At 69.7% G+C, this 14,617-nt stretch carries 17 protein-coding genes; 11 read left to right on the top strand and 6 right to left on the bottom strand.

Annotated elements, in window-relative coordinates; genetic code table 11:
- Positions 1-45: 45 nt before the first annotated feature.
- On the bottom strand, positions 46-1,044 hold the full coding sequence (locus CNO20_RS06105; protein ID WP_101295252.1) for an ArsR/SmtB family transcription factor: 999 nt from the start codon (positions 1,042-1,044) through the stop codon (positions 46-48).
- 92 nt (positions 1,045-1,136) lie between these two features.
- Here CNO20_RS06105 and CNO20_RS23225 point away from each other — a divergent pair, with 92 nt between their 5' ends.
- The 3 genes from CNO20_RS23225 to CNO20_RS06095 all read left to right on the top strand — a co-directional run bounded on the left by CNO20_RS23225 (position 1,137) and on the right by CNO20_RS06095 (position 3,556).
- Positions 1,137-1,286, top strand: a complete 150-nt coding sequence (locus CNO20_RS23225; protein WP_199174748.1) for a DUF7859 family protein — start codon at positions 1,137-1,139, stop codon at positions 1,284-1,286.
- 48 nt (positions 1,287-1,334) lie between these two features.
- Positions 1,335-2,528: an inorganic phosphate transporter gene (locus CNO20_RS06100; protein ID WP_101295251.1), complete on the top strand. Its 1,194-nt coding sequence runs from the start codon at positions 1,335-1,337 to the stop codon at positions 2,526-2,528.
- Positions 2,529-2,773: 245 nt separating this feature from the next.
- Complete coding sequence (locus CNO20_RS06095) at positions 2,774-3,556, top strand: superoxide dismutase (RefSeq protein WP_101295250.1); 783 nt, start codon at positions 2,774-2,776, stop codon at positions 3,554-3,556.
- A 105-nt stretch (positions 3,557-3,661) separates the two neighbouring features.
- On the opposite strand, the gene CNO20_RS06090 is transcribed toward CNO20_RS06095, so the two are convergent.
- Positions 3,662-5,059: a hemolysin family protein gene (locus CNO20_RS06090; RefSeq protein WP_101295249.1), complete on the bottom strand. Its 1,398-nt coding sequence runs from the start codon at positions 5,057-5,059 to the stop codon at positions 3,662-3,664.
- 120 nt (positions 5,060-5,179) lie between these two features.
- On the opposite strand from CNO20_RS06090, the gene CNO20_RS06085 reads away from it, so the two are divergent.
- From CNO20_RS06085 to CNO20_RS06075, 3 genes are all read left to right on the top strand, one after another.
- Positions 5,180-5,449 carry a glutaredoxin family protein gene (locus tag CNO20_RS06085; protein WP_101295248.1) on the top strand — a complete coding sequence of 90 codons (270 nt, stop codon included), beginning with the start codon at positions 5,180-5,182 and terminating at the stop codon, positions 5,447-5,449.
- Positions 5,449-5,958 carry a redoxin domain-containing protein gene (locus CNO20_RS06080; protein WP_101295247.1) on the top strand — a complete coding sequence of 170 codons (510 nt, stop codon included), beginning with the start codon at positions 5,449-5,451 and terminating at the stop codon, positions 5,956-5,958. The genes CNO20_RS06085 and CNO20_RS06080 overlap by 1 nt, the downstream gene beginning before the upstream one ends.
- A 100-nt stretch (positions 5,959-6,058) precedes the next feature.
- Positions 6,059-6,658: an L-threonylcarbamoyladenylate synthase gene (locus CNO20_RS06075; protein WP_101295246.1), complete on the top strand. Its 600-nt coding sequence runs from the start codon at positions 6,059-6,061 to the stop codon at positions 6,656-6,658.
- 81 nt (positions 6,659-6,739) lie between these two features.
- Here CNO20_RS06075 and CNO20_RS06070 read toward each other — a convergent pair whose 3' ends face one another.
- Both CNO20_RS06070 and CNO20_RS06065 read right to left on the bottom strand, forming a co-directional pair.
- The gene (locus tag CNO20_RS06070) at positions 6,740-7,393 is read right to left on the bottom strand and encodes a CRISPR-associated protein Cas4 (protein ID WP_101295245.1); all 654 of its coding nucleotides are present in this window, start codon (positions 7,391-7,393) and stop codon (positions 6,740-6,742) included.
- 85 nt (positions 7,394-7,478) lie between these two features.
- On the bottom strand, positions 7,479-8,078 hold the full coding sequence (locus tag CNO20_RS06065; protein ID WP_101295244.1) for a conditioned medium-induced protein 4: 600 nt from the start codon (positions 8,076-8,078) through the stop codon (positions 7,479-7,481).
- A gap of 137 nt (positions 8,079-8,215) precedes the next feature.
- On the opposite strand from CNO20_RS06065, the gene CNO20_RS06060 reads away from it, so the two are divergent.
- The 4 genes from CNO20_RS06060 (at position 8,216) to CNO20_RS06045 (ending at position 12,526) form a co-directional block, all read left to right on the top strand.
- Positions 8,216-8,797, top strand: coding sequence for a biotin transporter BioY (locus CNO20_RS06060; protein WP_101295243.1), 582 nt, complete (start codon positions 8,216-8,218; stop codon positions 8,795-8,797).
- Between the two features lie 10 nt (positions 8,798-8,807).
- A complete protein-coding gene (locus tag CNO20_RS06055; protein WP_101295242.1) occupies positions 8,808-9,551 on the top strand; it encodes an energy-coupling factor ABC transporter ATP-binding protein in 744 nt (247 codons plus the stop codon).
- Positions 9,545-10,249 (top strand): energy-coupling factor transporter transmembrane component T family protein, encoded by a 705-nt coding sequence (locus CNO20_RS06050; protein ID WP_101295241.1) that lies wholly within the window; start codon positions 9,545-9,547, stop codon positions 10,247-10,249. Before CNO20_RS06055 ends, CNO20_RS06050 begins: the two co-directional genes overlap by 7 nt.
- A gap of 84 nt (positions 10,250-10,333) precedes the next feature.
- Positions 10,334-12,526, top strand: a complete 2,193-nt coding sequence (locus tag CNO20_RS06045) for a heterodisulfide reductase-related iron-sulfur binding cluster (RefSeq protein ID WP_101295240.1) — start codon at positions 10,334-10,336, stop codon at positions 12,524-12,526.
- Between the two features lie 59 nt (positions 12,527-12,585).
- On the opposite strand, the gene CNO20_RS06040 is transcribed toward CNO20_RS06045, so the two are convergent.
- Complete coding sequence (locus tag CNO20_RS06040) at positions 12,586-12,795, bottom strand: hypothetical protein (protein WP_101295239.1); 210 nt, start codon at positions 12,793-12,795, stop codon at positions 12,586-12,588.
- A 214-nt stretch (positions 12,796-13,009) separates the two neighbouring features.
- Between CNO20_RS06040 and CNO20_RS06035 the strand changes: the two genes are divergently transcribed.
- Positions 13,010-13,861 (top strand): sugar phosphate isomerase/epimerase family protein, encoded by an 852-nt coding sequence (locus tag CNO20_RS06035; RefSeq protein ID WP_101295238.1) that lies wholly within the window; start codon positions 13,010-13,012, stop codon positions 13,859-13,861.
- Between the two features lie 94 nt (positions 13,862-13,955).
- On the opposite strand, the gene CNO20_RS06030 is transcribed toward CNO20_RS06035, so the two are convergent.
- Positions 13,956-14,537, bottom strand: coding sequence for a cupin domain-containing protein (locus CNO20_RS06030; RefSeq protein ID WP_101295237.1), 582 nt, complete (start codon positions 14,535-14,537; stop codon positions 13,956-13,958).
- Positions 14,538-14,617: the final 80 nt, after the last annotated feature.

The following is a 14,617-nucleotide window of genomic DNA, read 5'->3' as shown; positions in this document are numbered from 1 at the left end:
AGGGGCGGACGTATCAAATACGCTCGGTAAGCTCAAACAACCGTTTTACCTACCGGATGCGAGAGCGAGCGTCGCCAGGAGGAGCACCGTCAGCCCCCCGAGGAAGAACAGCGCGCCGGGAGCGGCCGCGAGCGCGTCGACGGTCGCGACCGGGTCGGCGGCGTCGAACGCGGTGGTGACCGCCTCGGTGGCCTCGGCCGTCCCGGTCGGCGACCCGCCGCCGTCCGGGGCCGCGGTGGTCGTGTCCGGCGCGGCGGTCGTGGTCGCGTCCGGTGCGGCGGTCTCTGTCGCCGCGTCCGCCGTCGTCGCGGCCTCCGTCCGCGTCGCGTCGGCGGCCGCCGGACCGTCCGCCCCCGTCGAGTCGGCGGTCGGAGTCGCCGTCGATCCATCAGCGGGAGTCGATGCCGATCCGTCGGCGGAGCTCGCGGTTCCGTCCGCCGAAGCCGCCGTCCCGTCGGTCGCGTCCGCATTCTGGCTCTGGTAATCGATGTCGGTCGATCCGCCGCTTCCGGCGGACGAACCGCCGGCGTCGCCACCGTCCGGGGACGCGCCGCGGTCGACGCTCGCCGAGGTGCCGCCCAGAGACGTGAAGACGTTCGCGGTGGGCCCGCCGAGCAGGCGGTCGACGAGCAGGCTGGCGACGGCGAGCGCGCCGACGCCGCCGAGCAGGCGCGAGAGCGTCGCCCGCAGGCCAGTCGCGTCCTCCTCGCGTCCGGCGACGACGATGAGGGCGCGGTCGGCGGGGGCGTACACCTTCATCTCGCGGCCCTTCTCGGAGTAGACGGTGTCGACGACCTCGACGAGGTCGGCGTCCGACAGTTTTCCGAGGTGGTACTGGACGTTCTGCAGCGAGGTGTCGACGCGGTCGGCGAGGGCGGACGGCGAGGACGGCTCCTCGTGGAGTTCGGCGAGGACGCGCCGGGCGGTGCGCGAGGAGAGCGCCGACAGCAGGTCGTCCGCCGCGTCGCTGTCGACGCCGACGACTCGCGGCTCGCCGCCGCCCGCGTCCGACGTGTCGGGGGAGGAGGGCAGGAGGCCGGCCATCGCGCGCCGGTTCCCTCGCCGGGGACATGAGCTTTGTCCTCCTTGCGTTCGCCGTCGAAACGGCTTTCACGTCGCCGCAAATATGGGCGGACATGGTGGCCATCGCGCTCGAGAACCTGGATCCCGTGTTTCTGGGGCTTCTCGTGATCATGCTCCTGTTCGTCTTTTTCGCGTATCTGTTCGTCCGGCGGACGATGCTGGGTCTCCGAGAGGGGTACGAGCAGGCGCGAGACAGGCGCTGATCCGACGATGCGCGAGGGACGCACTCACCGGATCGGCGGGGGAGGGCGATGGTAGCCGTCGCGGCGCTCGTCACGCTCGTCGTCGCGGCGGCGGCCAGCCTGTTCATGGCGTGGGCCATCGGCGCGGGGTCGTCCGGATCGACGCCCTTCGCGCCGGCCGTGGGGGCGAACGCCATCTCGGTGATGCGCGCCGGGTTCGTCGTCGGCCTCCTCGGCTTCCTCGGCGCGGTTCTCCAGGGGGAAAACGTCACGCAGGCCGTGGGGACGGAGCTCGTCGGCGGCGCACCCATCACCGCGACCGCCGCGGCGATCGGCCTCCTGGCCGCGGCCGCGCTCGTCGCCGTCGGCGTCTTCACCGGCTACCCGATCGCGACCGCGTTCACCGTCACCGGGGCGGTCGTCGGCGTCGGACTGGCCCTCGGCGGCGAGCCGGCGTGGCTCAAGTACCAGCAGATCCTCGCCCTCTGGGTACTCACTCCGTTCGTCGGCGGCGGCGCGGCGTACGGCACGGCCCGACTGCTCCGGGCCGAGCGCGCCTCCGAGCGAGTGTTCGTTCCGCTCCTCGCCGGAGTCGTGGGGATCATCGTCGCCAACATCGAGTTCGCGGTGCTCGGGTCGGAGGGCGGCCCGTCGACGATCGCGGGGGTCGCCGGCTCCGCGCTGGGGCTGCCATCGGTTCGCGGCGTCGATCTCGGTCTCGTGGTCGTGAGCGCGCTGATCGGCGGGCTCGCGGCCGCCGCGCTCGCGCGGAAGATGGCCGACGACGCGGCCGCCGGCCAGCGATACTTCCTGCTCGTCCTCGGGGCGCTCGTCGCCTTCTCCGCGGGCGGCAGCCAGGTCGGCCTCGCCATCGGTCCGCTGGTCCCGCTGCTCGATCAGGTCGCGGTCCCCCTGTGGGCGCTGCTCGTCGGCGGCGGGCTGGGCCTGCTCGCGGGCTCGTGGACCGGCGCGCCGCGGATGATCAAGGCGCTCGCGCAGGACTACTCCTCGCTCGGCCCGCGGCGCTCGATCGCGGCGCTCATCCCGTCGTTCGCCATCGCCCAGATCGCCGTGGCGTTCGGCGTTCCCGTCTCGTTCAACGAGATCATCGTCAGCGCGATCATCGGCAGCGGATACGCCGCCGGCGGCTCCGGCGTGAGCCGAAAGAAGATGCTCTACACCGTGTTAGCGTGGGCCGGTTCGCTCGTGCTCGCGTTCGCCGTGAGCTACGGCGTGTTCCTCGCCGTCGACGCGGTGGTCTGACAGGGAGTATCGGAGGAGTTCAGAGATTCTCGGCGAAGGACCGAGAGACGCCATCCGAGGACGGGCTTCGGAACCGCGGCTGGCTACGATACTCCCTATGAGAACCGTTCTCGGTCGGTTCTGGACCGCGTGAGACGCCGGGGCGACGGCGCGGGGTGACGGCGTATTCGACGATCGAACCAGAAATTCGGCCGCTTGATTTTTTACGCGTATGTTAGTGTATTATGCTGAGGTACCGACGACAGATGACCGACAGCAGCGACCGCACGCGGATCCGCGAAGGGTTCGCCTCGCCGACCCGGCGAACGTACCTCCGGGCGTTCGGGATCGCCACCGGGATCGCGGTGACGGGCGCTTCGACGGCTCGCGCGACGCAACCGACAGACACCACCGACATGACATACGAGCTTCCGCCGCTTCCGTACGACTACGACGCGCTCGAACCGCACATCGAGGCGCGAATCATGGAACTGCACCACGACAAGCACCACCAGGGGTACGTCGACGGCGCGAACGACGCCCTGGAGACGCTCGCGGAGATGCGCGAATCGGGCGACTTCGGGGACGTCAAGGCCGTGAAGCGCGACCTCTCGTTCAACCTGTCGGGGCACGTCCTCCACTCGACCTTCTGGGAGAACATGTCGCCGGACGGCGGCGGCGAGCCAGGCGGCGAACTCGCCGACGCCATCGAGGACGACTTCGGCTCGCTCGACGCGTTCGAGAGCGACTTCTCGGCGGCCGCAAAGAACGTCGAGGGGTCCGGTTGGGGCATGCTCGTCTACGACCACCTCTCCGACGGGCTGCTCGTGATCCAGGCGGAGAAGCACAACGACCTCGCCGTGCAGGGGTCCACGCCGCTGCTCGTACTCGACGTGTGGGAGCACGCCTACTACCTCCAGTACGAGAACGACCGCGGCGCGTACGTCGACAGCTTCTGGAACGTCGTCGACTGGGACGACGTCGCCGCGCGGTACCGCGCGGCCGAGGAGGCCGCGCTGATGGACGAGGGCGGAGACGACTGCCGGTAGGCCGAACAGACGGCGAACGGGGTCGGGGAGGTGGCCGAGGTCGGAGAGGCGGACGAAGTCCGGGAGGCGGTGAGGACAGAAGAGGCGGATCCGGTCGGCCGACGGTCAGTCGCCGCTTTCGACCTCGGCCTCCTCGCCCTCGCCCTCGCCCTCCTCGTCGGCCGCGATCGGCTCCTCCGGCTTCGTGATCCGGGCCTTCATGATCCGGGTGTTGTCCACCTGTTCGATGTAGATGGTGACGCCGTCGTACTCGATCTCCTCGCCCTCCTCGACGAGGCGGCCGGCGCGGTTGAAGATGAAGCCCGCGAGCGTCTCGAACTCCTCGCCCTCGGGCAGTTCGAGGTCGAGCACCTCGTTCACCTCGTCGATGTTGACCTCGCCGCGGACGAGACAGGTGTTGTCGTCGACGAACTCGAACGGCTCCTCCTCGTCGCCTTCGAGGATGTCGCCGACGATCTCCTCGACCATGTCCTCCAGGGTGATGAGCCCCTCGGTGGTCCCGAACTCGTCGATGACGATGACCATCTGCATCCGGTTGTCCTGGATCTCGGCGAGGAGTTCGTCGACGTTCTTCGACTCCGGGACGTGCAGCGTCGGGTGGACGAGGTCCGTCAGCCGCGTCTCCCGCTCGCCGTAGTACTTCTCCCGGACGAGGTCGCGGATGTTGACGATGCCGACGATGTTGTCGAGGTTCCCGTCGTACACCGGCACGCGCTCGTGGTCGCTCTGAACGCAGGTCTCGATCGCCTCGTCGATGCTGGCGTCCTTGGGGACGGCCGTCATGTCCAGGCGGGGGGTCATCACCTCCTTCGCGATGGTGTTGTTGAAGCGGAAGATCCGGTCGAGCATCTCGCGCTCCTCCTCCTCGATGACGCCCTCGCGCTCGCCGGTCTGGATCATGTCCTGGATCTCGTCGCGGGTGACGTACGAGGTCTCGATGGCCGACCGGCCGCCGGTCACCTTGTTGATCACCCGGGTGAGGTAATCGAACGTGACGACGAGCGGAAAGAGGACGTACTCCGAGTACTTCAGCGGTCGAGCGACCGTGAGCGCCCACGATTCGGTGTTTTCGACCGCGTACGATTTCGGGGCGCTCTCGCCGAACAGGAGGACGAGCGAGGTGATGCCGAACGTCGAGATGAGCACCGCCGGCCCGGGTTCGAAGTAGAACCCGACGATGGCCGTCGCGATGGACGACATGGCGATGTTGACGATGTTGTTCCCGACGAGGATCGTCACCAGGAGCCGGTGGGGGTTCTCCTTCAGCTCGTTGACCGTCTCCGCGCCGCCGACGCCGTCGTTCACGAGCGACTCGACGCGGTGTTTCGCGAGCGAGAACATCGCGATCTCCGAGGAGGAGAAGAACGCCGACAGGCCGATGAGGATGACTATCGCGAGCACGCCGCCGATCGTGATCGTCGTCTGGTCGATCGGGACGAACTGCGATAGCTGTCCGGGCAGAGCGGACAGACTGGCGGTCACGAGTGACGGCGACAAACCCATGTGACACGAATTCTTGACCGGGCCCAGAATTAAGAGTTGCCCTCTCCCGGCGCTCGCGGCGGGGCCTCGAAATCCTCCGGAAACGAAGGCCTTAGGCGCGGAACGCCCCAACCGGGACGCATGCCCGCCGACCAGCCGTCGATCACGCTGTACCGACTGCAGGCGTGCCCGTACTGCGAGCGCGTCGTCCGCAAACTGCAGGAGTACGACCTCGAGTACCGATCGCGGTTCGTCGAACCGATGCACTCGGACCGCAACGTCGTAAAGCGGATCAGCGGCAAGCGGACCGTCCCCGCCATCGTGGACGAGAACACCGGCCTGACGATGTCCGAGAGCGCGAACATCGTCGAGTACCTGGAGAAGACGTACGGGGACGGGGGGGCCGCCTGATGGTCGATTTCGAAGTCGTCGACCTCGGCGAGACGGAGCACGTCGACGAGGGGGACACCGCGCCGGACTTCACCCGCCCGCTCGTCAACGCCGAGTACTGGGAAGACGCCTCACTTTCGGATCTCACCGACGAAGGGCCGGTGCTCCTCGTCTTCTACACGATGGACGGGGCGTTCCCGGCGACGTACGTGTGGAACGAGATCCGCGACCGGGGGTGGGGCGACCGCCTGACAGTCGTCGGCGTCTCGATCTCGACGCCGTACGAGCACGAGACGCTCATCGAGGAGCGCGGGATGGACTACCGGCTGTTCTCGGACCCGTCGAACGCCGTCGCCCGCGAGTACGGGATCGACCACGACCTCGACGGGATGACGGGGATAAGCGAACCGCGGCCGTCGGTGTTCCTGCTCGACGAGGACCGGACCGTAGAGTACGCGTGGGTCGCGACCGAGTGGCCGGAGTTCCCCGACTACGACGAGGTCGAGGACGCCATCGAGGCGAACGTGTAGGCGGGACGCACGTTCGGAACCTGAGGGACAGGCGTTCGAGGCCGACGAGGCACGGGGCAAACGCAGTACGCTTTTTTCCGTCCGCGACCGACTCGCGGACATGCGCGAAGATCTGTCGAACGCGGCCGAGGCGATCCGCCGCGGGGAGGCGGTCGTCTACCCGACGGAGACGGTGTACGGTCTCGGCGCCGACGCGCTCTCGGCGTCCGCCGTGGAACGGGTGTTCGATCTGAAGGGGCGAGAGCGGGACAACCCGCTCTCGCTCGCGGTCCCCGACGTGGACGCCGCGCTGGAGTACACTCAGCCGACGCCGCGCGAGGAGCGGTTCATGCGCGAGTTCCTCCCCGGCCCGGTCACCGTGGTCGTCGAACGGCGGGAGGCGCTCCCCGACGTGCTGACCGGCGGCCGCGAGCGCGTCGGCGTGCGCGTCCCGGATCACGAACTCGCCCTGGCGCTCCTCCGAGCGGTCGAACCGACGCCGATCACCGCGACCAGCGCGAACCGCAGCGGGGCGGGGAGCGTCACCCGCCCGGCGGACCTCGACGAGCGCATCCGCGAGGGGGTCGCCGCAATCGTCGACGGCGGCGAGACGCCCGGGACGGAGAGCACCGTCGTCGACCCCGGCGAGGGAGTCGTCCACCGGCGCGGCGCGATGGCCGACGAGATCGAGGCGTGGCTGGCCGGGGAACGCGGCGACTGAACGGGAACGCGGCGGCGGACCGACGAACGCGGCGGCTGGCCGGGAAACGCGGCTGCGGACTACCGATACGCCGATCCTCCGTCACAGCCCGAGCAGCGACTTCAGAGAGCGCGTCCGGACGCCGCACGTTTCGCGGTACTCGCAAGGGCCGCACTTGCCGCTGTTCCGGAGCCGCGGTGGCGGCCCGTCGAGCGAGCGGACCGTCCTGAGCGCCTCGCGGTACGCCGCCTTCCGCCGCGTCGTCAGCCGGACCTCGCGGACGACGGCGGACGCGGGGTACTCGACCAGCGCCCGCGGAATCTCGCGCTCGCGCTCCCACGAGAGCACCTTCGCCGCGGCGACCGCCCTGACGGCCTGCGGCCGCCAGACGCCCCGGTCAGGCGGCGATCCCGGCGAGACGAGCGCGGGGATCGGCGGCTCGCCGTCGAGGATCTTGTCGGCGACGCCGCGGCAGTCGCGCCCGGCGAGGAACGCCTCGGTCTCTGCCGGATCGATCAGCGACGCCCACTCGTCGCGCTCCGCGAGGCGGTCGAGCGCGCCGCGGTAGGCGTCGGGCGCGAGATCGATCGGCAGCGACCGCAGCGTTTCGTCGCCCGCCGTCCGAAGCGCGGGGTACCGGTGCGCGAGCCGCTTGCGGGCGGTAGCCTCGGGCGGCGGAGTGCGGTCGTCCCGGCGGGCGTAGTACAGCTGGCGCGGGCAGTAAGCGGCGCGGGCGAGGTCTCCGAACGAGGGCACACCGCGGACTGGCCCCGTCCTCGGATATAACCTTCAGGTGCCGCCAGCGGTGACTGCCCGGCCGGTCGCGCCGTCGGAAAAGGGTTCAGAACGAGACGTCCGTCTCGATGTCCTCGGTCGCCTCCTTCAGCCCGTCCTCGCGGGCGTCCTTGGCGAGCTGGGCGGAGAGGTCAGAGTCGGTCAGCAGCTCCTCGAACTCGTCGCGGAAGCGGTCGTTGGCGCGCGTCGATTCGAGGTCGGCCTCGGCGACCTCGCTGAACCTGGCGACGACGCGTTCGTCGGCGTCCAGCGCCGCCGCACGCTCTTCGAGCGGGACCTTCTCGACGAGCATCGAGCGGAGTCTGTCGAGGTCGAACGGGGCGTCGCGGTCCGCATCCCGGACGAGGTGGAGGTCCATCCGCGCGTCGAACACCTCCCGCGGCTCGACGCCGAGGTCGGCGGCGATCTCGTTGTCGCCCTCGTCGTCGTAGAAGCCGCGAACGACCCGGTGGAGCGCTCCGTCGTCGAGCGAGGAGTCGAACGCGTACCGCTCGCGCATCGTCGAGATGATCTCGGCGACGCGCTCGTCCGCCTCCCCCTCGTCGTCGGTGAGCGAGCCCCGCTTTTCCTCCTGGCTCTCCGTCACCGTGTCGGATCCCGTCGCATCGATGAAGATGTCCCGGAGCTCGGCGGTTTTTTCATCCATGGCAGGGTCTAGACTCGGCGGGCGTACAAAAGCCTACTGGCGGGCTCACGCCGTCTCCCGCGCCTCTATCCCGGACGCGTCACCTCGGGCGCACGGTCAACCGAAGATTACAAGCGGGTTTACGAGCGACGAGACCTATGGCAACCACCACCGATTCGGTCGACCTCGTCGGCGACGAGGTCGTCGGCAACGTCGCGCGGGCGGCGCTGTTCGCCGCGCTGATGGGCGCGTTCGCGTACGTCTCGTTTCCGAACCCCCTCTCGCCGTCCCCCATCACGCTGCAGGTGCTCGGGGTGTTCCTCGCCGGCATCATGCTCGGCCCGGTGTGGGGAGCGGCCGCGATGGTGCTCTACCTCGCCGCGGGCGCGGTCGGCGCGCCGGTCTTCGCCGGCGGGTCGTCCGGCATCGGTCCGCTCGTCGGCTTCACGGCCGGCTACCTCTGGTCGTACCCGATCGCCGCGTTCGTCGTCGGCGCGGCGGTCCACGGCGGATTCGCGCTGCGCGACTACCGGGACGCGAGCGTCGTCCGCCTCGTCGGCGCGATGACGCTCGGAACGGCCGTGATATACGCGCTCGGCACCGTCGGGTTCGCCTACGTCCAGAACGTCGGCCTCGTCGAGGCGTTCCTCGTCTCGGCGGTCGCGTTCGTCCCCTTCGAGGCCGTGAAGATCGCCGCCGCGGTCGGCATCGTCCGCAGCGACGCCATCGCGGCGTCGTGACGGCGCGGCCATGATCGAAACCCGCGACCTGGTCCACCGATACGGCGACTCCGTCGCGGTCGACGGCGTCGGCCTGACGATCGAGGACGGCGAGTTCGTCGTCCTCGCGGGGGCGAACGGGTCCGGCAAGACGACGCTCGTCCGCCACTTCAACGGCCTCCTCGAACCGGACGCGGGCGAGGTGCTGGTGAACGGCCGGCCCGTCGCCGACGACCTCGTCGCCGCCCGGACCGCGGTGGGGATGGTGTTCCAGGAACCGCGGGACCAGCTCGTCGCCGCCACGGTCGGCGCGGACGTGGCGTTCGGCCCGGAGAACCTCGGGCTCCCCCGCGAGGAGATCGACCGCCGCGTCGACGAGGCGCTAGCCGCGGTGCGGATGCGCGGGCGGGAGACCGAGCGCGTCGACGCCCTCTCCGGCGGCGAGCAGGAACGGGTCGCCGTCGCCGGGGCGCTGGCGATGGAGCCGGACCACCTCGTGCTCGACGAGCCGTTCACCGGCCTCGACGATCCCGCCCGGCGGTCGGTCGTCGCCCGCCTCCGCGACCTGCGCGCCGACGGGACCGGGATCGTCGTCGTCACGCACGACCTCCGCGACGTGTTCGACCTCGCGGACCGCGTCGTGGCGATGGCCGACGGGCGCGTGGCGCTCGACGCGCCGCCGACGGAGGCGGTCGATCGGCTGCCGGATCTGGGCGTCCGAGCGCCGGGCGCGGTCGACGACCGACGCGACGGGGAGCGGACGCAGTCGTGCTGACCTACGCGCCTGGCGACTCGCTCGCCCACCGCCTCGATCCGCGCTCGAAGCTCCTCTTTCAGCTCTCCTTCGCGTGGACCGCGTTCGCGCACACGACGCCGCGCGGCCTCGCGACGCTCACCGGCGTCGCCCTCGGCGCCCTCCTCGCCGCGGAGCTCTCCCCGCGAACCGCCCTCCGGGAGTTCCGGTTCGCCCTCCCGTTCCTCGCGGCCGCGCCGCTCCTCGAAGCCCTGACGCTCGGGCCGCCGTGGGTCGTCCCGGGCGACGCCGTCCCGCCCGCGTTGGCGAGCTACCGCGTCCTCCTGATCTTCCTCGTAAGCGCCGCGTACGTCCGGACGACGCCCGTGCGCGACTCCCGCGCGGCGATCCAGCGGCTGGTGCCGGGGAAGCCGGGGCAGTTCCTCGGCGTCGGCGTCGCGCTCGTCTTCCGGTTCCTCCCCGTCCTGCGGGCCGACCTCGCGCGGGTCCGCGAGGCGATGGCGGCGCGGCTCGGCGACGAACGCCCGCTCGGAGAGCGGATGCGCCTCGTGGCGACGGCCGGGCTCAACCGCGCGTTCGGCCGCGCCGACCGGCTGGCGCTGGCGCTCCGCGCCCGCTGTTTCGCGTGGAACCCGACGCTCCCCGCGCTGCGGTTCTCGCGGCTCGACGCGCCGGCCGTTGCGCTCTCGGTGATTATTGCCGCATTTTCGCTCGTCTGACCCCGTCGCGTCGCGGTATTTCGGCGGCTGGCGGCGGGTGCGAAGGTGGCAAGATTTAACCATCCGCTACCCCGGTGATTGAGTATGATAGTCCTGCAGGCCTCGGGTGAGATCACCCGGGAGACGTTCTGGACCATCGGTCCGGTGGGGGAGGCCGCGTTCTACTATCTCTCGGCCGTCGCCATTCTCGTTTTCCTATACGGGGTGTACGGGCGCTTCGCTCGGTACGCCAGGGGCACCGAGGACTGGTTCGAGCGGTTCGACGATCTCTCGGGTCGCGTCGCGGCGGCGGCGAAGATCGTCGGCTCGAACGAGAAGCAGTTCGATCGGGACCTCTACGGCGGGCTGATGCACGCGTTCATCTTCTGGGGCTTTCTCACGCTTCTCATTGGGACGACTATCCTGGCGATCGACATGGACATCTGGACGAAGGCGCTCGGACAGGGGTCCTTCTTCGTCGGCGACTTCTACCTCGCGTACTCGCTCGTGATGGACGCGCTCGGCCTGCTGTTCGTCGTCGGCGTCGGGATGGCGCTCTACCGTCGATACGCGGTCAGAAACCACCGCCTCCGGGGCAAGCACACCGGCTTCGAGGACGACGCGTTCGTCTGGACGCTCTTTCTGCTCGGCGTCGGCGGATACGCCATCGAGGCGCTCCGCATCCTCGGCACCGAGTTCCCGCGGTTCGAAACGGTGAGCTTCGTCGGCTGGTTCGGCGCGCGCGCCCTCCAGACCGCCGGGATGAGCCCGGCCGCCGCCGAGTCGCTCTACTGGTGGGGCTGGTGGTCACACGCCCTGCTCGCGCTCGCGTTCATCGCGTGGATCCCGTACGCCAAGCCGTTCCACATGATCTCCTCGTTCGCCAACGTCGTCACCCGCGACGAGCGCGCCGGACGCCGCCTGCCCGGCGTCCCGGCGGACCTCGACCACGTCAACGCCGAGTCCATCGACGACTTCTCCTGGAAGGAGCTGCTCGACCAGGACGCCTGCACGAAGTGCGGCCGCTGTTCGGCGGTGTGCCCGGCGAAGGCGTCTGACCGCCCGCTCGATCCGCGGGACGTCATCCTCGACCTGAAGCGGTACCGGATGGACCTCGACGCCGGCGAGACCGAGCCGATGCCGATCATCGCCGACGGCGGCGAGAGCGTCATCGCCACCGAGACGATGGAGTCGTGCATGGCCTGCATGGCCTGCATGGACGCCTGCCCCGTCGAGATCGAGCACCTCAACTCCTTCACCCGGCTGAACCGGCAGATGACGGACCAGGGCGACGTGCGGTCGAGCATGCAGGACGTGTTCGGCAACCTCATGCAGAAGGGCAACACGTTCGGGGAGGCCCCGCGAAAGCGCGCCGACTGGGCCGACGAACTCGATTTCGACCTCGCGGACGCCCGCGAGGGCCCCGTCGAGTACCTCTGGTACGTCGGCGACTACCCGAGCTACGACGAGCGGAACAAGAAGGTCGCCCGCTCGCTGGCGACGCTCTTCGAGCGCGCGGGCGTCTCCTACGGCATCCTCTTCGACGACGAGAAGTACGACGGCAACGACATCCGCCGCGTCGGCGAGGAGTTCCTCTACCTCGAACTGGCCGGTCACCACGTCGAATCGTTCGAGGAGTGCGACTTCAGCCGGATCGTCTGCACCGACCCCCACTCGTACAACACGATGAAGAACGAGTACCCGGAGATCGACTTCGGCGAGTTCGCCGACGACCCCGTGATGCCGTTCGAGTACGACGGTCACTGGAACGAGGACGGTTCGGTGGAGGTGCTCCACTGGACGCAGGTGATAGAGCAGCTCGTCCGGGCGGAGCGGTTCGGCCTCGACGGGACCGAACTCGACTACACCGTCACCTACCACGACCCCTGTCACCTCGGCCGGTACAACGACGAGTACGAGGCCCCGAGGGAGCTCATCCGGGCCACCGGCTGCGAGCTGTACGAGATGCCGCGCAACCGGAAGGACAGCTTCTGCTGCGGCGGCGGCGGCGGCGGCCTCTGGATAGACTTCGAGGAGGATCCCAAGCCGAGCGAGGAGCGCCTGCGCGAGGCGCTCGAAGACACCGCCGCCGGCGACGCGGTCGAGAAGTTCGTCGTCGCCTGCCCGATGTGCATGACGATGTACGAGGACGGCCGGAAGACCGGGGACTTCGAGGACGAGATCGAGATCGTCGACGTGGCCGAACTCCTGATTGAGGCGCTGGAGGCGAAGGAAGTCCGCGAGCGATCGACGACGGCACCCGAGGGCGACGGTGTCGGCTCCACGGCGGCCGACTGAGCCCTGTCGGGCGGTCGTCGCGGTCCGTTCCTTCCAGTTCGTGCACGAGGGGTTTCGAACTACAGGAAGAAGAGCCCCCAGACGGCGAAGCCGACGCCCGAGAGGATCAAGAAGGCGCCGAACCGCCGATAGGCCCGTTCGCCTTCCGCCGTGAGGCCGTCGCCCGACACGTGGAAGCGGAAACGGAACATCGCCTGGGGCCAGAGCAGGAAGCCGGTCCCCACCAGGAACGGCAGTAACGCGATGAACAGAACGTCTCGCCACGCCATGGTGCTGTCCGATTCGAAAGAGGAGGACGATAAAAGCTTTGTGTGCGTCTCCCGCGTCCCGCTCCGCAAACGGACCGTCACCCGTAAAACCCGGGATTGATCGGCGGCGGGAAGAGAACGCCGAGGCGGATCGATGACATGTTTCTTGGCGAGGGAGGTCACCGTCCGACCCGGATCGGAACGGCTATCTCCGAGGCCCCCCGCCGTGGTCTCCATGACGGACGACGGCCGGACCGACCGAGACGGCGATCCCGACCGGAAACTCGACCTCGATCTCGATGTCGACCTCGGATTCACCGTCGGCCTCGGCATGGCGTTCGACGAGGCCGTCCGATGGGCGGCGGACGAGGGGTTCGACTTCGTGGAACTGCTGCTAGACGGTCCTTACGCCCGCGAGCGCATCGCCGACCGCCGAGAGACTATGCGGGCGACCCTCGCCGACGCGGGGAGGGACATCGTCGTCCACCTCCCGTTCGCCGTCGATCCGGGCTCGCCGTTCACGCCCGTCCGGGAGGGCGCGGTGGCGGAACTCACCGCCGGGATGGATCTCGCGGCCGATCTCGGCGCGGAGACCGTCGTGTTTCACCCCTCCTCGGACGCCTGGGAGCTGGGCTGGACCGAGGCGGAGCGCCGCAGATTCGTCCACGCGGGGCTCGACGATCTGATCCCGGCGGCCCGCGAGCGCGGACTCGATCCCTGCGTCGAGAACGTCGTCTCAGACTATTACGACGTGACGACCTTCCCGGAACTGCTCGAACGGTACCCGGACGCCTCGATGACGTTCGACACCAGCCACGCGCTGCTCGCCGGCGCGGACGAGACCGAGATGGCCGCGTTCCTGCGCGACCACGCCGACCGGATCGGACACCTCCACCTGGTCGACACCCGCGGCGGCGGCGACGAGCACCTCCCGGTCGGGATGGGGCGTCTCGACTTCGCCGCGGCGCTCTCGGGGCTGGCGGACGCCGGCTGGTCGGGGACCGCGACGCTCGAAATCGGAACCGAGGATTACGACACGATCGCCCTCGGGAAGCGCCACGCGGAGGAGCTGCTGGCCGGCGGCTGACGCGGGCGGCGACCGCGTTCGACGCCTCGCGGTCGGCGGCGGCTCGGAGGCGGCGCGGCGTCAGTTCGCGGTCGTGGTCGACCCGCGGGCGACGTCACTCCCGAACCGGAGGCGTTTCGAACTCGGCGTCGCAGGCCGGGCAGACGACGATAGTCCGGGTTCCCTCGCCGAGAGCGGCGCGCAGGTCGTCGTGGCCGCACTCCGGACACCCTCGGGGGATGCGTTCGGCGTCGCAGGCCGGGCAGACGAGCTTGGGGTCGCTCTCGCCCGCGTCCAGGCGCAGCTCGTCGCAGCCGCACTCGGGACAGTCGAGCGGGAGTCGCACGTCTTCGCTGTCGCGGGGCGCGCCGATCGCGAACGCCACGAGATCGTCGCTCGACGCGTTCCGTCCCGACTGGAACTCGCCGGGGGCGAACCTGACCGCCTCGCCCTCGGCGACGGTGATCTCTCCGCTCGGCCGCGCGAGCGTCTCGAAGATCGCTTCGCCCTCGATCACGACGAAGATCTCCTCTTGATCCGCGTGGGCGTGAAGCCCGCCGGGGAACCCTTCGCCGGGAGCGATGCGGTAGTAATTGATCGCGACGCCGATCGCGCCGAGCGGACCGGACAGCCGACGGCAGTCGACGTCCGCACCGCCGGCGCCCGATTCCACGTCGCCGATGGTGACGCGCTTCATGTCCGCCGAGTGAACCGGCACCGAGTAAAATCCGGCCCCTCCGGACCCGTTCCGCGGCTCCGCGCGCGGCGACTATCGGG

It is taken from the genome of Halegenticoccus soli, assembly GCF_002844195.1.
In the GTDB taxonomy this organism is placed as follows: domain Archaea; phylum Halobacteriota; class Halobacteria; order Halobacteriales; family Haloferacaceae; genus Halegenticoccus; species Halegenticoccus soli.
This window is presented reverse-complemented; position numbering and strand designations above follow the sequence as displayed.